Annotated in this window: 21 protein-coding genes and 1 pseudogene; 2 read left to right on the top strand and 20 right to left on the bottom strand. The window is 66.0% G+C overall.

Going from position 1 to position 20522, the window contains the following annotated elements; translation table 11 throughout:
• Nucleotides 1-89 precede the first annotated feature (89 nt).
• A complete protein-coding gene (locus ACWKY3_RS09155; RefSeq protein ID WP_449316095.1) occupies nt 90-1208 on the bottom strand; it encodes an ATP-binding protein in 1119 nt (372 codons plus the stop codon).
• A gap of 429 nt (nt 1209-1637) precedes the next feature.
• Here ACWKY3_RS09155 and ACWKY3_RS09150 point away from each other — a divergent pair, with 429 nt between their 5' ends.
• The gene (locus tag ACWKY3_RS09150; RefSeq protein ID WP_449316094.1) at nt 1638-1919 is read left to right on the top strand and encodes a hypothetical protein; all 282 of its coding nucleotides are present in this window, start codon (nt 1638-1640) and stop codon (nt 1917-1919) included.
• A 1400-nt stretch (nt 1920-3319) separates the two neighbouring features.
• On the opposite strand, the gene dxs is transcribed toward ACWKY3_RS09150, so the two are convergent.
• Genes dxs through accB form a run of 6 tightly spaced genes read right to left on the bottom strand, consistent with a single transcriptional unit; the run spans nt 3320 to nt 9667 of the window.
• Nucleotides 3320-5200 carry a 1-deoxy-D-xylulose-5-phosphate synthase gene (gene dxs / locus ACWKY3_RS09145; RefSeq protein WP_449316093.1) on the bottom strand — a complete coding sequence of 627 codons (1881 nt, stop codon included), beginning with the start codon at nt 5198-5200 and terminating at the stop codon, nt 3320-3322.
• 21 nt (nt 5201-5221) lie between these two features.
• Complete coding sequence (locus tag ACWKY3_RS09140) at nt 5222-5503, bottom strand: exodeoxyribonuclease VII small subunit (RefSeq protein WP_449316092.1); 282 nt, start codon at nt 5501-5503, stop codon at nt 5222-5224.
• The gene (gene nusB / locus ACWKY3_RS09135; protein WP_449316091.1) at nt 5493-6056 is read right to left on the bottom strand and encodes a transcription antitermination factor NusB; all 564 of its coding nucleotides are present in this window, start codon (nt 6054-6056) and stop codon (nt 5493-5495) included. Before nusB ends, ACWKY3_RS09140 begins: the two co-directional genes overlap by 11 nt.
• Before the next feature lie 22 nt (nt 6057-6078).
• On the bottom strand, nt 6079-6426 hold the full coding sequence (locus ACWKY3_RS09130; RefSeq protein ID WP_449316090.1) for an Asp23/Gls24 family envelope stress response protein: 348 nt from the start codon (nt 6424-6426) through the stop codon (nt 6079-6081).
• A complete protein-coding gene (accC, locus tag ACWKY3_RS09125) occupies nt 6423-7775 on the bottom strand; it encodes an acetyl-CoA carboxylase biotin carboxylase subunit (protein WP_449316108.1) in 1353 nt (450 codons plus the stop codon). Before accC ends, ACWKY3_RS09130 begins: the two co-directional genes overlap by 4 nt.
• Complete coding sequence (gene accB / locus ACWKY3_RS09120) at nt 7775-9667, bottom strand: acetyl-CoA carboxylase biotin carboxyl carrier protein (protein WP_449316089.1); 1893 nt, start codon at nt 9665-9667, stop codon at nt 7775-7777. The genes accC and accB overlap by 1 nt, the downstream gene beginning before the upstream one ends.
• Nucleotides 9668-10009: 342 nt before the next feature.
• Between accB and ACWKY3_RS09115 the strand changes: the two genes are divergently transcribed.
• Complete coding sequence (locus ACWKY3_RS09115) at nt 10010-10294, top strand: helix-turn-helix domain-containing protein (protein ID WP_449316088.1); 285 nt, start codon at nt 10010-10012, stop codon at nt 10292-10294.
• A gap of 59 nt (nt 10295-10353) precedes the next feature.
• Here the strand turns inward: ACWKY3_RS09115 and efp are convergent, their stop codons facing one another.
• The 13 genes and pseudogenes from efp to ACWKY3_RS09050 form a co-directional block, all read right to left on the bottom strand.
• The gene (gene efp, locus ACWKY3_RS09110) at nt 10354-10914 is read right to left on the bottom strand and encodes an elongation factor P (RefSeq protein WP_449316087.1); all 561 of its coding nucleotides are present in this window, start codon (nt 10912-10914) and stop codon (nt 10354-10356) included.
• A gap of 121 nt (nt 10915-11035) precedes the next feature.
• Nucleotides 11036-12154, bottom strand: coding sequence for a M24 family metallopeptidase (locus ACWKY3_RS09105; protein ID WP_449316107.1), 1119 nt, complete (start codon nt 12152-12154; stop codon nt 11036-11038).
• Between the two features lie 207 nt (nt 12155-12361).
• Nucleotides 12362-12781: pseudogene (aroQ, locus tag ACWKY3_RS09100) on the bottom strand (type II 3-dehydroquinate dehydratase); the annotation flags it as partial.
• A complete protein-coding gene (gene aroB, locus ACWKY3_RS09095) occupies nt 12771-13898 on the bottom strand; it encodes a 3-dehydroquinate synthase (RefSeq protein WP_449316086.1) in 1128 nt (375 codons plus the stop codon). The gene aroB and the pseudogene aroQ, both read right to left, overlap by 11 nt.
• Complete coding sequence (locus ACWKY3_RS09090) at nt 13880-14467, bottom strand: shikimate kinase (protein ID WP_449316085.1); 588 nt, start codon at nt 14465-14467, stop codon at nt 13880-13882. Before ACWKY3_RS09090 ends, aroB begins: the two co-directional genes overlap by 19 nt.
• The gene (gene aroC / locus ACWKY3_RS09085) at nt 14464-15636 is read right to left on the bottom strand and encodes a chorismate synthase (protein ID WP_449316084.1); all 1173 of its coding nucleotides are present in this window, start codon (nt 15634-15636) and stop codon (nt 14464-14466) included. The genes ACWKY3_RS09090 and aroC overlap by 4 nt, the downstream gene beginning before the upstream one ends.
• 162 nt (nt 15637-15798) lie before the next feature.
• The gene (locus tag ACWKY3_RS09080) at nt 15799-16746 is read right to left on the bottom strand and encodes a shikimate dehydrogenase family protein (RefSeq protein ID WP_449316083.1); all 948 of its coding nucleotides are present in this window, start codon (nt 16744-16746) and stop codon (nt 15799-15801) included.
• A gap of 3 nt (nt 16747-16749) precedes the next feature.
• Nucleotides 16750-17328, bottom strand: a complete 579-nt coding sequence (locus ACWKY3_RS09075; protein WP_449316082.1) for a YqeG family HAD IIIA-type phosphatase — start codon at nt 17326-17328, stop codon at nt 16750-16752.
• A gap of 32 nt (nt 17329-17360) precedes the next feature.
• Nucleotides 17361-18518, bottom strand: coding sequence for an endolytic transglycosylase MltG (mltG, locus tag ACWKY3_RS09070; RefSeq protein WP_449316081.1), 1158 nt, complete (start codon nt 18516-18518; stop codon nt 17361-17363).
• Nucleotides 18519-18527: 9 nt separating this feature from the next.
• Nucleotides 18528-18950, bottom strand: coding sequence for a Holliday junction resolvase RuvX (gene ruvX / locus ACWKY3_RS09065; RefSeq protein WP_449316080.1), 423 nt, complete (start codon nt 18948-18950; stop codon nt 18528-18530).
• Between the two features lie 50 nt (nt 18951-19000).
• Complete coding sequence (locus ACWKY3_RS09060) at nt 19001-19456, bottom strand: type II toxin-antitoxin system VapC family toxin (RefSeq protein WP_449316079.1); 456 nt, start codon at nt 19454-19456, stop codon at nt 19001-19003.
• A gap of 7 nt (nt 19457-19463) precedes the next feature.
• Nucleotides 19464-19706, bottom strand: a complete 243-nt coding sequence (locus ACWKY3_RS09055) for a DUF6364 family protein (protein ID WP_449316078.1) — start codon at nt 19704-19706, stop codon at nt 19464-19466.
• 197 nt (nt 19707-19903) lie between these two features.
• The coding region (locus tag ACWKY3_RS09050) for a DHHA1 domain-containing protein (RefSeq protein WP_449316077.1) at nt 19904-20522 on the bottom strand (619 nt) is incomplete at its 5' end.

The following is a 20522-nucleotide window of genomic DNA, read 5'->3' as shown; positions in this document are numbered from 1 at the left end:
AAACTCTCCGCCCAACCACCGTTGATGCGACGCGCCCAGCGCACGCGGAAAACACGCGAAACGCAGGGCGCAGGCGCGTCTCAACATGTTCAAAAAGCCAGAAGCTGCGACACTTTCCAATATGGCGCCGCACGACCGCGGCTTGTATCCGCTTCCACGTTGCCGCCGTACACCACCGCGCATTCCGTGGGGTCAAGGCCAAGCTCATGCTGGGCGATGTCGACCAAAGCAGCGAAATGCTTGCTCCTATACGTTATTCCCGATTTAACCTCCAAAGCCCTCACCGCCCGCAACCCGCGCTCCACCACGAGGTCGACTTCCCGCCCGCCGGCATCTCGCCAGAAGGAAAGCTGCGGTACGCGCCCGCGCGCGTAGAAGCTTTTGAGCACCTCGGAAACCACAGCCGCCTCGAAAAGATGCCCGAAGTATTCGCTGTCACGCACATCTTCGACGGCTTCAAGCCCTATGAGGCTGCATGCAAGCCCCGTATCAAGAAAATACAGCTTCGGACGCTTCACCAAACGCTTCCCGCGGTTTGAGAAAAACGGCTGCAGAAGGTAAACAATGTGGCTCGCCTCGAGAACGGACAACCAACCGCGCGCCGTTTTCACATCTACGCCGCAGTCCGAAGCAAGGGCGGTCACGTTCAGCTGCTCTCCGCATCGCAGGGCGCATAGTTGCAAAAAACGCTTGAAAGCCGTCAAGCTGCGCACGCCCAGCTCTTCCCGAACGTCACGTTGAAGATACGTCTCAATGTACCCGGGGAAAAACTCGCTTGGCTCCAATTTGCTATCGTAAATGCGTGGATAGCCACCTCGCCAAACCCATGCAGCCGCATCCACCGGCATCAGCTCCGCATCGAACAATTCACTGCACGACAGGGGCAGAAGCGTGAAAAGCGCAACGCGCCCCGCAAGCGATTGGCCCACCGCCTTGGATAGGAGGAAATTCTGAGAACCCGTGACGACGAACCTTCCCGGCTCGTTGCCGGAATCAACCGTTTCCTGCAGATAGGAGAACAACTCCGGTACGCGCTGCGCTTCATCGAAAATCACTTTGCCAGCGTGACGGCCGAGAAAACCACGCGGATCGTCGTTGAACAAAGAACGGACATCGGGGTTTTCAAACGAAACGTATTCGTATGAAGGGAAGGCGTTTTTCGCAAGTGTGGTCTTGCCGCTCTGGCGCGGACCGGTGATGGACACCACGGGAAATTTTCCCGCCTGATCCTTAACGCACGCCTCGGCGTCTCGCAAAATCATGGTCGTCTCGCTTTCCGCTGCCTTACGACAACTCGTCCTCCCTGTTTTATCGGTATTATATTCCCTGTTTTGCAAGAAATCTATTCCCTGTTTTGCATGACTCGCATTCCCTTTATCGCAACTGCTACAGCTTGCACTTTATCAAGGAGGTGGCTGCACCGTTTGACGAAGCGCGGTTTGAAAAAACCGATAGACGCTGCAACGGTTCGTCTTGCTCATGCGAATATACGGACGAGGTCGGCGGAACTTGAGAGGCGGAAAGGGGACGACGGTTGGATAGGGAAGCGCGTTGGGTGCGCGCCGTACAGAGGCGCGGGCCACGGCGGCGGAGAAGCTCACACGTACGAACGCAGCGCCGAACACGGTGCCCCCGGCGTGCCCAACGCCGCCAACGCCGCGGCAAGCGCACCGCCCGCCGCCTCCGACCTGCCCGCCTGGAGCAACCCACCGCTGTCCGTCGTCACAGGAGCGCCGTTCGGCATGTGGGCGTTCACGCAGCCGCTGTACCTGCGCGAAACGCTTCCCGGCACCGGGCAGGTCGCCCCCCGCGGCATGGAAATCGCCGCGGTCGCCATGATGCTGGCAGCAGCCCTCATCACCAGCGTCTTGGCCTACAACCCCAAACGCATACAACAGCAAGCCTCGCGACAAAGCTAGTTGGCACACGCATCTGCAGAGCACGGGCTTGGTTCTTGCCCGCACTCAACAAACAAACCCCTCGCGCTCAACAAACATGGGTTCACCAAGAAAGCGTACCCCTTTATGGGCGAATGTGCTATCATGCAATCAAGCGGTGCCCCGCACCTCCGGGCAGCATCGTTTGTTAGGTTAACCCCGCAAGCTCTGGACTGGCAGCGGGGTTTTTCCTTGCTTGGACACTGTTCGCATCACCCCCTTCCAGCCAGCATCGCCCTGCACCGACTACTTATGGCGCTGGCTTATGCCGACGATGCCGAGAACGACAGAGAACACAGCGCAAAGCGCGATGACGGTCTGTGCGTCCATGGGCGGCACCTCCTTTCGGAGCTGCCCGAGGGCGGCGAAGCACCGCCGGGGCCATTGTAGCACGCGGGGAACCTCCTCCTTTATCAAGATATGCAGTTCGCCCCTCATTTGCAAAATATATAGTTTGAACTGGTGATATTATAAAATGTATACAAATGATGACACATATGCTGATAGCGGTTTTCGACTGCGCTCATCATCGTGAGGATATACGACAATTGCGAGAAACCCTCGAAGAAAGAACGCATTGCGCTTATCTTCGCAACCGCATCCCTCGCATGCGTTCAAAACCAAAGAGGGGTCTCGTCAAGGCAAGCGCACACCAAGGCCAAGACGAAGCCAACCTACACGCGCCCCAGGCGGCAAGGGCAGAACCCTTGCCTTACGTTCGACCAGCTGATATTTTCGCAGTAACCGCTACGCCAGTTTGTCGCCGGCTCCTTTGCCGAGCGTGACGGAGCAGACGTCTTCCATGTGGATGCAGCGCACGTCTTTGTTGGTGAAGTCGTAGCCCATGCCCGACAGAATTTCCTTCGCTTGCGTGAAACGCCTAAAAGCATAGGTCGGGCAGATGAGAAAGGCAAGCGACCCGCAGCGCAGCGGTACGTAACGTGCGCACCGCAGGACAAGGGTTCTACCCTTGCCGTCTGCGACGGCGCCATCGCCTAAAGGATGCGCTTTGCGCTTTATGAGCAAAAGGAATCCAAAGGTCACGTTCATGATTCGCATCGATCATATGCGTCCAGAATCCCACTGCCAGGTTAAAGACAAGTTCCCAAGACCATCTAACAAGCGGTCAATCATAGCTCTATTTCATCGTCGTTGCTTGCCGCAGCACGATAGCCGGCATAACGCGCAAGACCGCACGAAGCTTCCCGCCAACAGCATGCCCACAGCCCCCATCCGCAAAGGTTTCACCTGGCAAGGAGTTCCGCGCGTGCCCTTTTGCGGCGGAAAAATGGTGCGCGATCGGCTTGGGCGGACTGCATGTCGCCCAATAGCAGACGGCCACCGCCCCCTTAAGGAAGCGGTGGCCGTGCGCACGCGAGCAATTATTCTGCACGCTTTTTCATAATGGCGGCGGCGATGCCCTCCGCGTCCAAACCCAGATCATGCAGCAGCGCCTTCGGCGCGCCCTGGGGTATGTAGCGGTCGGGTATCCCGAGGGTGAGCGCCGGCGCGACGCAACCCAGGCGCGCCATCTCGCCCAGCACGCCCTCGCCGGCGCCACCTGAGATCACGCCGCCTTCCACGGTTACCACCAACCCGGTTTCGGCGGCGCGGGCTATCTCGTTGGCGTCGAGGGGCTTCACCCAGCGCATGTCCACCACGCGCGCCTCCACGCCCCGCTCGGCCAGCAGCTCGGCCGCGCCCAAGGCGGGCGCCACCATGCGCCCGAACGCCAGGATGGCCGCGTCCTTCCCCTCGCGCACCACGCGCGCCTTGCCCTCTTCGAGCACGCAGGGCTCGTCGGGCACAGGCACGCCTTCCGCCGCGCCGCGGGGATAGCGGATGGCGAACGGCCCGCCCAGGGCCAGGGCCGTGTGCAGCGCGTGCGCCAGCTCGGCCTCGTTTGACGGGGCGAGCACCCGCATGTTCGGCACCATGCGCGTGAACGCCAGGTCGAACATGCCGTGGTGCGTGGGGCCGTCCTCCCCCACCACGCCCGCGCGGTCGATGGCGAACACCACGTCCAAATTCGGCAGGGCGTTGTTGATGATCATCTGGTCGATGGCGCGCTGCAAAAACGTGGAGTAGATGGCCACCACGGGCTTGCGCCCGCCCAGGGCCAAGCCGCTGGCCAACCCCACCGCGTGCTCCTCGGCGATGCCCGCGTCCACGAAGCGCTCGGGAAACTCCTCGGCAAAGGCGTCGAGTCCCGTTCCGCCCTTCATGGCCGCGGTGATGGCCACGATGCGCTCGTCGCGGCGCGCCTCCGCAACCAGCGCGCGCCCGAACACGCTCGTGTACGTGGGGGCGGCTGCGGGCTTCTTCTTGACCTCGCCCGTGGCGATGTCGAACGGCGCGATGCCGTGGAACTTCTCGGGGTTGCGCACGGCCGGCTCGTAGCCTGCGCCCTTGCGCGTGACCGCGTGGACGAGCACCGGGCCGTCGGTCTCCAAAACGGCGGCGAGCGTCTCTTTGAGCAGCCCTATGTCGTGCCCGTCGATGGGAGCGGTGCACAGGATGCCCAGCTGCTCGAACATCATCGAGCGCGGGATGATGAACTGTTTGAGCGACTCTTTCATGTTGCGGCCGAAGCTGGCCAGCGCGCTTGTGAAAGGCCCGCTGCTCTCCAGCACCTCCTGCAGGCTGTCGCGTGTGCGGCGGTACTGGGTGGAGGCGCGCATGTAGCCCAGATGCTTCATGAGCGCGCCCACGTTGCGCGAGATGGACATCTCGTTGTCGTTCAGGATGATGACCATAGGCGTTTGCGCCTGGCCGATGTTGTTGAGCGCCTCGAAGGCCATACCGCCCGAAAGCGCGGCGTCGCCGATGAGGGTCACCACCTTGCGGTCCTCCCCCGCCAAATCGCGCGCCTGGGCAAGCCCGAGCGCCACCGAGAGCGAGTCCGACGCGTGCCCGGACGGATGGACGTCGTAAGGACTCTCGCCCGGTTTCGGGAACCCGGAGAGGCCCCCGTAGGAGCGCAGCGTGTCGAACTCCTCCAAACGGCCCGTGACCAGCTTGTGCGCGTACGCCTGATGCCCCACGTCGAACACGAACTTGTCGCGGGGGCACTCCAGCATGCTGTGGACCGCCAAGATGATCTCCACCGCGCCCAAAGACGAAGCCACATGCCCGCCCGTCTGGGACGTCACGGTGATGATCTCCTCGCGGATCTCCTGGGCCAAAATGGAAAGCTCCTCGTTGTCGAGCAGCTTGAGGTCGGCCGGGGACGACACCGCGTCCAGAATGCGATTCTCGCTCATGAACCCACGCCTTTCAAACGGTCAGGCCGTCGCGGCACCGTCGGCCTGCGGCGGCGCCGGCGCCTCGTCAGGCGCGGCGTCGGCAGGAGCCTCGTCGGATTCGGCGGCGCGCGTCTCTTCGGCCTCGCGTCGAGCCTCGATGCCCTCCTCCAACAGGTCGCTCGCGCGCAGCCCCAGGCCCACGGCCTCCTCGTACAGGGCAAGCGCGTCGTCGAGCGGCAAGGAGTCATCGCCCACGGCGTCCACTATCTGGTCGAGCCGGGCCTTGACGTCCTCGAACGTTGCGTACTCCTCATTGGGCATGCGAAACCTCCGGAGAGCTGGCCGCCTCCGCGCAAACGGGCGCGGCGGCGGACGCGACAGGGGCCGGGACGGCGTCGGCGGACACGGCGTCGGCCGGTGCGGCGTCAACCCCGCGCGGCGACAGGTCGCCGTCGCCCTCGTCCAAACGCTTCGCGATGCGGCCGAGCACGCCGTTGACGAACCGGGGCGACTCGTCCTCGCCGCCGAAGTCCTTCGCCAGCTCAACGGCCTCGTTGATGGTCACGGACGTGGGAACGTCGTCCACGTACATCATCTCGTAGGTGGCCAGGCGCAAAATGGAGCGGTCCACAATGGGCATGCGCGCAAGCGACCAGTTCTCGCTCGTGGCGGACAGATGCCCGTCGATGGCGCACCGGTGCGCCTCCACCCCGCGCACCAGCAGCAAGGCGTACTCGGGCAGCGCCTCTTCGTCGGGGAAGCGCCCGCCGTCCTCGGCGATGGCCGCAGGGGACTCGTCGGTGATCTCGCTCGTGTAGAGCACCTGCAGCGCGGCGCGGCGGGCGCGCGTTCGTTCGTGTCGTTTGGCAGCCATGGAAAACCTGCGTCCCTTGCGCCTAGCGATCGAACTGGATACCGTCGATGTACACGTCCACCGACCCCACCGTCACGCCCACCTGGCTGGCCACCGCGTCGGCAACGGCCTTGCGCACGTTGGCGGCAAGCTCGGGAAGCACGTAGCCCTGGCACACGTCGATGCGCACGGACACCTCCAGCTTGTCGTCCTCGCCAACCGCCACCTCGATGCCCTGGGTGGAGGGCTTGGACGCGAACACGGAGCGCAGGCCGCTTGCGGACGAGGGGCCCACCGAGGCCACGCCGTCCACCTCGCCCACGGCGATGGACACGATGGTTTCCACAACGCCCGGTGCGAGCGCCATGCCCTCAAGGCTCAGTTCAGTCATAGCACGTCTCCCATCTGGGTCTCGATGAAGTCCGTCGTCGCGTCGCCCGCGCAGAACACGGCGTTGTCGAGCACGCGGCGATGAAACGGGATGGTGGTCTGGATGCCCTCGATCGTAAACTCGTCCAACGCGCGCCGCCCGCGGGCAAGCGCCTCGGCGCGATCCTGCCCGTGCACGATGAGCTTGGCCACCAGGGAATCGTAGTGGGGCGAGATGCGCGAGCCGGTGCGCACGTAGCTTTCCACGCGCACGCCCGGCCCCGCCGGCGGCTCGAAGCGCGTGATGGTGCCGGGGCACGGGCGGAAGCTGTGCTCGGGGTCCTCCGCGTTGATGCGGAACTCCATGGCGTGGCCCGCCGGGGTGAACGGCGCGCGGGCGGCGCAGCTCATGGGCTCGCCGGAGGCGATGCGCAGCTGCTCTTTGATGATGTCGGTGCCGGTGATCTCCTCGGTGACGGGATGCTCCACCTGCACGCGCGTGTTCATCTCCATGAAGTAGAAGTGGCCGCGCTCGTCCAGCAGAAACTCGATGGTGCCGGCGTTGCGGTAGCCCACGGCCCGCACGGCCTTGATGGCCGCCACCCCCATGGCGCGGCGCAGCTCGTCGTCGAGCGCCGGCGAGGGCGCCTCCTCGATGAGCTTCTGATGGCGCCGCTGCACCGAGCAGTCGCGCTCGCACAGGGCAATGCTGTTGCCGAAGTCGTCCGCGAGCACCTGGACCTCCACGTGGCGCGGGCGCAGCACGAGCTTCTCCAGGTACACGCCGTCGTTGCCGAACGCGGCGCCCGCCTCGGTGCGGGCCGCCTGGTACTGCGCCTCCAGGTTGGCCGGGTCGTGCACCTCGCGCATGCCCTTGCCACCGCCGCCCGCCGTGGCCTTGATGAGCACGGGGTAGCCAACGCTGTCGGCGAACGCCTTGGCCTCGGCGGCCGTGTCGATGCAGCCGTCCGAGCCGGGCACCGTGGGCACGCCGCACGCCTTCATGGTCTCGCGCGCCGAGCTCTTGTCGCCCATGCGCTCGATGCACTCCGGCGCAGGCCCTATGAACACCAGGTCGTTGTCGGCGCAGGCGCGCGCGAACTCGGCGTTTTCGGCCAAAAATCCGTAGCCGGGGTGAATGGCCTCGGCTCCGGTGTTCTTGGCGGCCGCGATGATGTTGGCCATCACAAGGTAGCTTTTGGCGGCCTGGGCGGGCCCGATGCACACCGCCTCGTCGGCGTAGCGCACAGGGTAGGTGTCCGCGTCCTCGGTGGAGTACACCGCCACGGTCTTCACGCCCAGCTCCTTGCAGGCGCGCATGACGCGCAGCGCCACCTCGCCGCGGTTCGCTATGAGGATCTTGTTGAACATCACACCGTCTCCGGGATCTTGGACTGCTCGCTCGTGGGCTCGATGTAGAACAGCACCGTGCCGAACTCCACCGGCGTGGCGTCCTCCAGGCACACCTCGCGGACCGTGCCCATCTCGTCGGCGGTGATCTCGTTCATGAGCTTCATGGCCTCCACGATGCACAGCGTTTGGTTGGCGGTCACCTCGTCGCCCACCGTGACGAACGGGGGCTCTCCCGGCGCGGGAGAGGTGTAGAACGTGCCCACCATGGGCGCCGTCACGGCGTACCAGTTGGCGGGACGGCTGTTCTCGGGCTCGGGCGCAGCCGGCGCCTCGGCGGGCACGGGGGCTGCAGCGGCCACGGGCACGGCCTGGGGCTGCGGGGCCGCAACGGGCGCCAGGGGAACCGCGCCCGGCATGCGCACGGCGATGCGCGCGCCCTCCTCCTCCACCACGATCTCGCCGACGCCGCTCTCCTCGGCCACGCGAACCAGCTCGCGAATCTGGTTGATGTCCACGTAATCATCCTCCTTCGTCTGGCTCGACTCCTGCTCCATGAGGAAGTCCACCTTTTCGGATGTGCGATGCTTGCTCAAAAACGTGCGCGCCTCGTTCGGGAACAGGGCGTACATGAGCACGTCCTCCTCCGTCTTGGCCAAATCGCCTATCTCGGCGGCCACCTCGTCGTAGGTGGTGGTCACCAGCGATCCGGGCGCCACGTCGGGCGGCAGCACCTCGGAGGTGCCCACCACCTTGGCCACGATGTCTTTGTCCATGCGGCCCGGCGCCTTGCCGTAGTAGCCGCAGATGTAGTCCTTCATCTCCTTGGACACCACGCCCCAGCGCTTGCCCGTCAGCACGTTGAACACGGCCTGCGTGCCCACGATCTGCGACATGGGGGTCACAAGCGGCGGGTAGCCCACCTCGGCGCGCACCTTGGGGATCTCGCGCATGACCTCCGGCAGGCGGTCGACGGCGTTTTGCACCTCCAGCTGCGACATGAGGTTGGACATCATGCCGCCGGGAACCTGATGCGAGTACACCTGCATGTGGACGAGCGAGGACACGCCGCGCTTGTAGTGGCCGCGCTTGCGCACCTCCTCCCAGTATTCGGCGATCTCGAACAGAAGATCCAGGTCAAGCCCTGTATCGTAACGGCTCTCCTGAAGGGCCGCCACAATCATCTCCACGGCGGGGTGGGAGTTGCCGAACGCGAGCGGCGCGTGCGCCGTGTCGGCGATGGCGGCGCCGGCCTCGGCGGCCTTGATGATGTTGGCCGGGGCCATGCCGCCCACGTAGTGGCAGTGGATGTGCACCGGCAGGCCGATCTCGGCGTTGAACGCCTTGACCATGCGCTCGGTGCGGTAGGGGGTGAGCATGCCCGCCATGTCCTTGATGCAGATGGAGTCGGCGCCCAGCTCTTTGAGCTGCTGGCCGTACTCCAGGAAGCTGTCGAGGGTGTGGACCGGCGACATCGTGTAGGAGATGGCGCCTTCGAAATGCGCGCCGCACTCCTTGATGGCCTCGGCGTTGTCCACAACGTTGCGGATGTCGTTGAGCGCGTCGAACACGCGGAACACGTGGATCCCGTTGCGGTTGGCGGCCTTGATGAAGCGGTTGACTATCTCGCGCGAGTAATGCTTGTAGCCGACCAGGTTCTGGCCGCGGGAGAGCATGGCAAGCGGCGTGTTCGGCGTCATCGCCTTGATGGAGCGCAGACGATCCCACGGGTTCTCGTCCAAAAAGCGCAGGCACGTGTCGAACGTCGCGCCGCCCCACGCCTCGATGGCCCAGTACCCGACGCGGTCCATCTTCGGCAGGATCGGCAGCATGTCGCCGATCGGCATGCGCGTGGCCCACAGGCTCTGCTGGCCGTCACGGATGGTGGTATCCATGATCTGTAGCCTTGGCATGAACTCACACCCCCTTCGGTTTTGCAGTTAGTCAAAGATCGAATTTAGCATTATAGAAGAAAGCGGGTCCGCACGTGCCCCTGCGGAAAAAATTCACCGCCAAGCAACAGAATACGAGGACAGAAGGGCTGCGCGGCGTATATGTCCGAAGGACAGAAGGGCTGCACGGCGGCCGGGCCCGAAAGGAGGAAGGGCTGCGCGGCGGCCGGGCCCGGGAGGCGGCGCCCCCGTCCGAACCTGGCGTTTCCGTAGCGAATCCCCCTTCTGTAACCTCTCGATTACAGCCATGCATATCCCCGCGGTTACGCTAGGGCCATGAGCGGCTTGACCAAACAGGAGAGAATGGCGCGCAAGGATCCCCTTTCGCAGACGTACGCGGCCATGCTGGGCGCCAACCTCCGCAGGCTGCGCAAAGAGCGCAACCTCTCGCAAGGCCGCCTGGGCCTCATGATGGGAACGCAGCATCCCCGCATCAGCGACATAGAGCGCGGGCGCGTGGTGATAGGGTTCGACGACGTGGCAAAACTGTGCCGCGCGCTTGAGGTGGACCCGGCGGACCTGATCGACCTGCCGTCCATCACGCTAAGCGACCATCCCCTGCCGCCCGAGCGGCACGCGCGGCCATGAAAAACGCGCCCCGGAGATCCGGGGCGCGCCTGACGGAAAACCAATCCGCCCGACGTCCGCTACACGCGCTTGACGAAGCGGCCGTCGCGGGTGTCGATCTGCAGCACGTCGCCGGGTTCCACGAACATGGGAACCTGCACGACCGCGCCCGTCTCCACCGTCGCAGGCTTCGTGGTGCCCTGCACGGTGTCGCCCTTGAAGCCGGGGTCGGTCTCGGTCACCTCCAGCTCCACGAACATCTGAGGCTCCACGCTGATCAGCTCGTCGCCGGCGTACAGCAGGCTGACCTCGTCGTTTTCCTTCAGCCATTTCGCGGCGGCGCCCACGGTGTCGGCGGGGATGGCCGTCTGCTCGAAGGTGTCGTTGTCCATGAAGTTGAAGTCCGTGCCGTCGCTGTACAGGTACTGCAGCTTCTTGGTCTCCAGGCGCACGGTGTCGAACTTCGTGCCGGAGTTGAAGGTGTAGTCCACCACGCGGCCGGTCTTGATGTCCTTGAGCTTCGTGCGGACGAACGCGCCGCCCTTGCCGGGCTTGACGTGCTGGAACTCGACGATGGTGCACAACTTGCCGTTGTACTCGATGCACATGCCGTTTTTGAAATCGGCGGTGGAGATTGCCACTTCGGTCATCCTTTCGTTCGAGGACGGCCGAATCGGGCGCGCCCTTCGTTCGTTCAAACTTCTTTATTGTACATGGTAACGGCCCGCTGCGAAAGCGTCCGCACGGCTCTTCCTGACAGGCTTACACCACCACCAGGTCATGGCCGGTCTTGGTGAACACCTCGAAGCCGCCCTCGACCACGACGCCGAAGTCCTCCAGGCGCATGCCGAACTCTCCGGGCACATAGACGCCGGGCTCAACCGTCACCACGTTGCCGACGGCCAAGGGACGCTCGTTGCGCGGCGAGAGCACGGGTTCCTCGTGAATGTCCAGCCCCACGCCGTGCCCCAGCCCATGCCCCATCTTCCCCGCGAACCCCGCGCCCGAAAGCACCTGCTCGGCCAGCTCGTGCATGGCGCGTCCCGTCACGCCGGGGCGAAGCGCCGCTTCCACCTGCTCGTTTGCGCTGCGGATGGCTTCGTAGGCATCGCGCAGGCGCGGCGTTGGCTCGCCCAAAAACACCGTGCGCGTCATATCCGAGCAGTACCCATGCGCCCGCGCGCCGAAGTCGAGCACCACGCACTGCCCCGCTTCGAGCACCGTGTTGCCGGGAATGGCATGCGGGTTGGCCCCATTGGGACCCGTTGCCACAATGGAAGGAAACGCCAACCCCTCGGCGCCGTGACGCAACATGAAATCTTCCAGCTCCCGTTGCACCTCGCGTTCGGTCATGCCCGGACGCATGAAACCTACGATGTGGGAAAACGCCGCATCGGTGATAGCCTGAGCGGCCTTCATGCGCGCAATCTCCCCCGCGTCTTTCACGGCGCGCAGGTTCACAACGAACGAGGAGGTTCCGAGCATCTGCGCCGCAGCGGCCGCATCGGCAAGCGCCTGTCCAAGCGCGTGGTAGTCGGCAAGGGTGATGGTGTCCTCTATGCCAAGCTCGGTAGGCGGCAGGCCCTCAACCACCCCGCCATCGCACGCCCTCAGGATGTCCACCGCGAACACGGCATGGCTCTTCCGGGCGTCGTCCACGTTCACCAGGCCCTCGCGCGCCGCAGCCGCACGGGCAGCCTCGGCATAGCGGGAATCGGTATGAAGCACCGCCTTTTGCGGTGTGACCATCAGGGCGTGCGCCGCTTCGTCGTCGAACACGCCGTCGAAAGCGGTCAGCCATTTGATGTTGGACGTGTCGCGCACGAAAAACGCGTCCAGCCCCTCGGTTGCGCACGCGTCACGCAAACGCGCAAGACGCAAGGCAGCCGAGGCATCGGGCGCACTCGCATCGCGCGGCGTTTCAAGACGGCGGGCGGAAGCCGCGTCCCCATCGCCGTCGGAAGCCGCGTCGCCCTTGGCGGCGGACGCGCCCTCCCCAATCAGGCCCCTTCCGCCGACGATCACCTGGCCTGCCGCATAGCGCCGCTCGTAACCTTCGCCCAGGCGCTCCTCCGCGCCGTCCAGCAGAAGGTCGATGGCGTCGCAGTACCCGGCAAACCCGCGGCCTTTCACCTGCGCCACGCACGCGGGCGCGATGACCGAGACGCGCCGGAACGGCTCGCGGGCGTCCACGTTGGAGATGTGGACCTCCACGCACGGAACCTCGATGCCGCCCACGGCGTCGCGCAGCGCGTAGGAGTAGTGGGTGTGCGCGCCGGGGTTGTACACGATGCCGTCGTAGGCGCCGCGCGCCTCGTGGATGGCGCGGATGAGCTTGCCCTCGCTGTTGGACTGGAGGCACGCGACCTTCGCGCCGCGCTCCTTCCCGTGGGCCTTCACCATCCGCTCCAGGTCCTCCAAGGTGCCGCTGCCGTACACGCCGGGCTCGCGCACGCCCAGCATGTCAAGGTTCGGGCCGTTCAGAACCAGTATCCTTTTAGCGCCCATCGCCGCCCTCCTTGCTGCGGGCCCACTCCTCCAGATGCTCCAGTATGTCCTCGTCGGCCACGTCCGCAAGCTCCCACGAGCCCACGTCGCGCGGCAGCACGAAACGCACCTGCCCGCGACGGGCCTTCTTGTCGCGCTTCATGGCCGCAAGCATGGCCTCCGGCTTAGCCGACCAAGGCAGCGCCGGCAAGCCCAGCCGGTCCAGCAGCTCGTCTTGGGTCTGCACGAAGTCGAGCGACGCGCCAAGCAGCGACGCGGCCAGTCGCGCGGCGAAGCGCATGCCCTCGGCCACGGCCGCCCCGTGCGAGAACGTGCCGTAGCCGCTCTCCGCCTCCACCGCATGGCCCAGCGTGTGGCCGTAGTTCAAGCACTCGCGCACGCCTCTGCTCTCCGCCTTGTCAGCGGCCACCACGTCGGCCTTGAACACCACCGAGCGCGCGATGGCCTCCTCCACGGTCGCGCTGTCGCGCGCGGCCAGGTCGTCGGCGGCGTCCGTCAGCCAAAAGAAGAAGTCGTCGGAGTCGATGACGGCCGACTTCGCCACCTCGGCGCAGCCGCAGGCCCACTCGCGCGCATCCAGCGTGGAAAGCGTCGAGGTGTCGGCGCACACGTAGGCGGGCTGCTTGAACGTTCCCACCAGGTTCTTGCCCGCAGGCAGGTTCACGCCCGTCTTGCCGCCCACCGACGAGTCCACCATGGACAGCAGCGTGGTGGGCACCTGCACCGCCTGCACCCCGCGCATGTAGGTGGACGCCGCGAACCCGGCAAGGTCGCCCACCACCCCGCCGCCAAGGGCCGCCACCACGCAGTCGCGCCCAAGCGACAGCTGCGCCATGGCCTCCCACACCTCGCCCGCCACCTCCACGGACTTCGCCTCCTCGCCCGCCGGCACCACGATGTCGCTCACGCGGAACCCGCCTTGGGCAAGCGCTTCCTTCGCCGCCGCCAAATACAGCGGCGCCACGTTTGAGTCCGTGATCACCAGCGCGCGCTCCGCGCCGGCAAGCGCGGGGACCGCGCGCAGATGGGCGCCCAGCCGGTCGAGCACGCCCGCGCCGATGCGGACGTCGTAGGACGTTTCCCCCGGGATGTTGACGACTACCTTCGTTGCAGGCACAAGATGCCCTCCTTCTCCAAAATGCGCTGGACTTCGCGGGCGATGGCCGCCACGCCCTTGCCGGCGGTGTCCACAACGGCGTCGGCCACCTCGTCGTACAAGGGGCCGCGCTCCTCGGCCGTGCGGCGCGCGGTGTCCAGGTCCTGGAACAGCGGGCGCGTGGAGGTGTCGCTGATGCGCGACTTCGCCTCGTCGGCCGTCACGTTCAAGTGCACGACGAACCCCGCCTCGCGCAAAACGGCGCGGTTCTCGGGGCGCTTCACCACGCCGCCGCCGCACGAGACGAGCAGCGGCTCCTTGCCCGCCAGCTCGCGCAGCACGTCGGACTCCACGTCGCGGAAGCCCTCCTCGCCCGACTCGGCGAATATCTCCCTCACGCGCTTGCCCTCGCGCCGCTCAAGGTACGTGTCCATGTCCACCGACGCCACACCGCAGGTGCGGGCGAGCCGCCGCGCGACCGACGTCTTGCCGGCCCCCATGAACCCCACGAAGAACACCGGCCGCGAAAGCTCGCCGGATACGCGCGGCAGGCCGGATGCGCCGCCCCGGGCGCCTGCCCGGCCCGTCATCGCGCCATCGTCCTCAAGCGCTGCCGATACGCTTTGACCGCCGCCTTGATGTCGGCCATGTTGTCGCAGCCGAACTTCTGCAGGTAGGCGTCGGCCAGCACGAACGACACCTCGCTTTCGGCCACCACGGCGCAGGCGGGAACGGCGCAGACGTCGCTGCGCTCCCGCGAGGCCTGCTCCACCTCCAAGGTGTCCAGGTTGACCGTCGGAAGCGGGGTCATGAGCGTGGGGATGGGCTTCATGGCCGCCGTCACGACAAGCGGCATGCCCGTGGTCATGCCGCCCTCCAACCCTCCGGCGTTGTTCGACGCGCGCACGAAGCCGGCTTCGTCGTCAAGCACGATGGGATCATGCACCTGAGACCCCGGGAGCCGGGACGCCTCGAACCCCAGCCCGAACTCCACGCCCTTGATGGCGGGGATGGAGAACAGCGCCCGGCCCAGCCGCGAGGTCAGCCGGTCGGTCGCCGTCGCGTAGCCTCCCACGCCGGGAAGCAGCCCCGTGGCCACCACACGAAACATGCCGCCCAAGCTCTCCCCCGCAAGCTTCGCGCGCTTGATCTCCTCCTTCATGGCCTCCGTGGTTCGCGCGTCGGGACAGCGCACCTCGCTCGTCTCGATGTCGAGGGGCTTGTAGCCGGCGGCGGACATGAACGGGTCGTCCTCCTCCAGCTGCACGCCGCCTATGGAGCGCACGTAGGAGAACACCTCCACGCCGAGGTCGGCCAGAAACTCCCGCGCGATGCCGGCGGCCGCCACGCGCGCCGCCGTCTCGCGGGCGCTCGCGCGCTCCAAGATGTTGCGGCAGTCGTCGGTGTCCGTTTTGAGCGTTCCCACCAAATCGGCGTGACCGGGCCGCGGCGTCACTTCCCGCGCAAGGTCACTCGGGGCGTCTCCGAACGCGGCCATGCGGTCCGTCCAGTTCTCCCAATCGCGGTTGCGCACGGCAAGGCACACCGGCGTGCCCAGCGTGCGGCCGAAGCGCACGCCGGAGGTCACCTGCACGGTGTCCGTCTCGATGGTCTGGCGCCCGCCGCGGCCGTAGCCGGACTGGCGCCGCGCCAGATCGGCGTTGATCTGCCGCTCGGATATCTTGAGCCCGGCCGGCACGCCCTCCACGATGGCCGTCAGGCACGGCCCGTGGCTTTCACCCGCTGTGAGGTATCTCATACCGATTCGCTTTCCGCGTGGTCCCATCACGTTCGCGAACCATTGTACCGCACCCGGTCGCCGGGGCCGGCGAAAGGACGGAAAGCGCCAAGGCTTTGGCGGGGCCGGCCGTGCCACCGGCCGTCCGGACGGCGAAAGCCCGCAGGTGGCCGCCCAAAGCCCTCAGAGCGCCGAGATGTCGAACCCCGCCGCATCGGCCATGAGGTCGAACAGCTCGTCCTCCCCAAGGCCCACGTCCCAACCGGTCACGTCGCACACGATGCCCACCGTGGCCACGGCCTGCGCGACCAGCATGCCGCCGCCGTCGTAGACCGTGCACCCCGCCTCCTTCGCGCTGCGGACCAAAGCCGTCTCCCCGTGCCCGTACACGGCGTCGAACACCGTTTGGGCCGGCCGGAGCAGCCCGCCGTCGAAAGGCGCCGGGTCGTTCGCGCGCATGCCGAGCGGCGTGGCGTTGATCACGAGGTCCGACGACGACAGCGCCTTGGTCGACGTCGCGTAGCTGCCGAACTTGAACGTCGTGCGCTCGTAGGCCGCACGGAAGCTGCGATGATGCGGCCGCGCGGCGGGCAGGTCGACGGTGGCGGTGGCCAGAAGCCCGAAACGGCTGACGAAGTCCTCGAGCACGCGCCGCGCGCGCTCCTTGTCGCGGCCGAGCAGCAAGACCACGTCGGCGCCGGCCGTCGCGCATGCGTGCACGATGGACAGGGCCGTGGGCCCGGTTCCGCACACGGTCACGCGCTTTCCCGCGAAGCTCACGCCCATCCGCTCCAGGTACGCCACGCACCCCTGGCCGTCCGTGTTGTACGCGATGAGGGCGTCGCCTTTGCGCACGAGCACGTTGGCCCCCTGCGCGAGCTTGGCCGACGCCGCCCTGGCCGTTGCCGCCCGGTAGGCATGCGGCTTGTAGGGCGTGGTGACGTTGACGGACAGGAAGTCGCGCGCGTCCAAAAACGCCTGCGCCTCGTCCTCGGTCGCGCAGTCGGCCAAACCGTAGGTCCACGGCAGGCCCGCCCGCCCGTACACGGCGTTGTACATGACGGGCGACTTCGAATGCGCGATGGGATGCCCCAGCAGGTACAGGCGCTGGGGCTGGGCGGAGTCGGTCACAGGCTATCCCTCCTTCGGCGTTGATTCCATCTTCGGCGCGGCCGGCGCGGCGGGCGGCTGCGTTGCCGTAGGGGCCGGCGCCTGCCCTCCCTCGGGCGCGCGGTCGCCCATGACAGCGCGCTCGAAGTTGCGCAGCAGCAGCGTGTGCGGCAGGTCCTGCTCCACAAGCGGGGCCAGAAGGTAGGCCGTCATGCCCAGGAAATGGGCGCCCATGACGTCGGTGACCAGCTGGTCGCCGATGACCACGGCCTCCGCCCGCTTCGCCCCCAGCTTGGAGAGCGCCGCCAGGAACGCCGGGGGCAGCGGCTTCACGGCCTTTGCGACGATGGGCAGCTCCAAGCGCTGCGCCAGCTCCCGCACGCCCACATGCCAGTTGTTGGACACCAGGCAAAACGACACGCCCGCATCGCGCGCCTGCGCCAACCACACCCCCACGTCGCGCGGCACCTCGTGCGTGTCGCGGGTGAGGATGGTGTTGTCCACGTCCAGAAGGACGCAGCGAAAGCCCGCCTCCACCAGGTCGCGGCGGATGTCCACCTTGGACAGGCGCGAGAAGTATCTGTCCGGTTCAAGAAACGCCATGGCGCATCACGCGGGTTCGGGCAGGCCGGGGCCTACGAGAACGTCTCCATGTGCTCTTCGTAGGTTTCGCTGAAGAAGTACTGCATGACGCCGGCCTCGTCGGGAGCGAAGTAGAAGAAGTAGTAGTTCGTCTCCGCAGGGGCGCACACGGCCTGCAGGCACGCCAACCCGGGCGAGCAGATGGGCGTGGGCGGCAGCCCTTGGTTCGTGTAGGTGTTGTAGGGGGCGTCGGTCGCCACGTCCTCGGCGGTGGGATCGCGGCCCACCTCGTAGGCCGTGGTGGCGTCGCTTTGCAGAAAGCCGTAATTCGGATCGCCCATGTTGCCCAGGCGGTTGTAGAACACCGAAGCCACCTGCGCGCGGATGCCGTCGTCGCCGCTGGACTCCTTCTCCACGATGGAGGCCAGCTTCACCGCGTCGTAGACGGAAAGCCCCTTCGACTGGGGATACGACCAGTCCAGTCCGGCCGTCTCGGCAGCGAACTGCGAGAGCATCATGCGAACCAGCGAATCGGCGGTGGCGTCGTCGGCCACTTCGTAGGTTTTGGGGAACAAAAAGCCCTCCAGGCTGTTCGTCCCCGCGTCCGCCAGGAAGGCGTAGTCGGCGGCGTAGACGCTCGCGTCGGACGCGGCCGCCGCGAACTCCTCGGCCGAGACGCGGCCCCCCGTGGCCGCAGCCACGGCGTCGGCTATCTCCGAGAGCCTGAAACCCTCGGGGACCGTGAGCGCGTTGCCCATGGCCGGCCCGGCCTGCAGGGCGGCTATGATGGAGTCGAGCGACGAGCCGCCCTCGAAGGTGTAGGTGCCGGGCTTGAGCTGGGAGGAGGCGTTCAGCTCGTTCACCCGGTTCGTGAACTCGCTCGCACTGGAAACCAGGCGGGCCTCCACCAGCTGGTTCGCAATAGCCGAAGCGCCGGAGCCGTCCGCCACGGCGACGGTGGCCTCCTGCCCCTCGGCCAACAGCTCCACCTGCGAACCCGAGCAGCCGTTGAACAGCGTGACCAGCCCCCAGGCGATGCCGGCCAGCATCACAACCGCCAAGACGGCGGCCACGATGGCGGGGGCTTTGCTGCGCTTCGGGCGGATGTAGCTGGTGTCGTACGTCTTGAACAGGCGCTCGCCGCGGGCGTGAGCCGACCGGGCGGCATGGTTCGGGCGTTGAGAGTACGTGAATCGCCTACGCGAGGGCATGGATGTCCTTCACCTTTCCCCTGTGCGACGGGCGTCGAGCCACGCCTGCAAGAACAAACTTGCGGCTATCATATCTATTTTCCCGCGCATGTCCCGTTCGCTCAGCCCCTTTTCACGCAAACTCCGTTTGGCCTCCTGGGAGCTCAAACGCTCGTCGGCAAACTCCAAAGGCAGGTCGCAAGCCCGCGCGATGCGCTTCGCCGCCTCCCGCACGCGCGCCGCCTGGGGGCCCTCCTCGCCGGAGAGCGAGCGCGGCAGGCCGCACAGCAAAAGCTCCGGCTCCCAATCCTCCAGCACGCGCCGGAACGGCTTCGCGTTGCCGAGCACCTCGGCCGCCGGCAACACGCACACCGGCGAGGCCACCCGCTCTCCGGGGTCGCTCACCGCAATGCCGATCCGTGCCTGTCCTATGTCGAGCGCCATGATGCGCATGGGTCTTCCCTTTCCGTTTCGTGACGAACCGCCGCCAGGCGAAAGCGTGCCTATTCGCTCTCCTTCGATGTTTTTTGAGACGCAATTTGCTCGCGCGCTGTCCATGCGGCAAGAAACTCACGAGGGCTAACGGCGCGTACGGGAGAGGACTTGAAGTCGGAGAGGTTTCTTGTAACGATGGCAGCCGCACCTGTCTTTTCAGCGACGGCGGCTACGAGCGCATCCTCCACATCCGCGAAATCCGTAGCAAGACCCCTGATAACCGCCCGTTCGTCAAGAGCAACCAGCGCGACATAGTCCAAAAGTTTCGCCAAAGCCTCGCGCGCCACGCTAGAGTCGCAGTTCTTCCGAACCACATAGAATATAGTGCTGATGGCATCGGTGGACAGCAGCAACTCCACCTTCTCTGCCTCGGCTAGGGCAAATAGCTGCAGTGCATCGATGGCAAAAGGCTCGCGGTTGAGTAAAAGATCAAGGGCGACGTTCGTATCCACCAGTATTCGCACGGGCCTGTTATCCATGGCGCGCCTCAAGGTGAGCGCGGTAATCGCTCTCGTCAAACGGGCCGCTTCCTATGCCAATCAAGGACTGCAACTTCGCCGAAACGGGCACTTCTGCGGCAATTTCCCCCTCGTCTCCCAGAAAGAGAAGAAAGCTCTCCACTAACCCTGACAGCGACGTTCCGTTGCGCGCCGCAAACCCTTTCCCCCGGTCAACCGCCACGGAATCAACGCTAAGCGTAAGTTTCTGATTCATAGCGCCTCCTGTACGTATGATTTTTAGTATAGTATACGTACAAAACTTCCACGACACAAGGACAATGTTTGCGCGCACCTCCTCACCGAGACGCCGTCCGGCAGGATTCCGGCGAAGCACCGCGCCCATCGTAGCGCAAAAGGCGGCCGCCTCCCTTGCGCGAGGGATGCGGCCGCATCGCCTATCTGAGCATCGTGCTACGCAAGCAATTCGCGCGCAGCCTCGAGCGCGGCATCGATGCCGGAAGCATCCTTGCCGCCGGCCTGCGCCATGGCCGGCTTGCCGCCGCCACCGCCCTTCACGCACGACGCGATGGCCTTGATGACGGCTCCCGCGTCGAAGCCCGCCTCCACCGCCTCCGGCGTGCCGGCGGCCAGCAGGATGGGCTTGCCGTCCTTCTCGGCCGCGAGCACCGCCGCGCCGGGTGCGCCAAGGCGCGCGCGCAGGACGTCCCACGCGTTGCGCATCTGCCCCGCATCGGCCTCGCCCATGCGCCCGATGACGACGGGATAGCCTGCCTTCGCCGTGACGGCACCCGCCAGCAGCGCCTCCATGCCGTCGCCCGCAGCCGCCTGGGCGCTGCGCTTGCTCTTGGCCTGCAAGTCTTTGTATGCTTTCAGGTTCGCCGCCGCACGGTCGGCCACCTCCAGCGGGCGGCACTTCAACGTTGCGGCCGCCGCCTTCAGCTCGGCCTCGCGGCTGTTCACGTACTCCAGCGCGCCGTAGCTGGTCACCGCCTCGATGCGGCGCAGGTTCGCGCCCACGCTCGATTCGCTCACGATCTTCGCGAAGCCGATCTCGGCCGTGTTGCCCACA

Source organism: Rubneribacter sp. (assembly GCF_965361815.1).
Note: the sequence above shows the minus strand (reverse complement) of the source record. Positions and strands in the feature narration are given on the sequence as shown.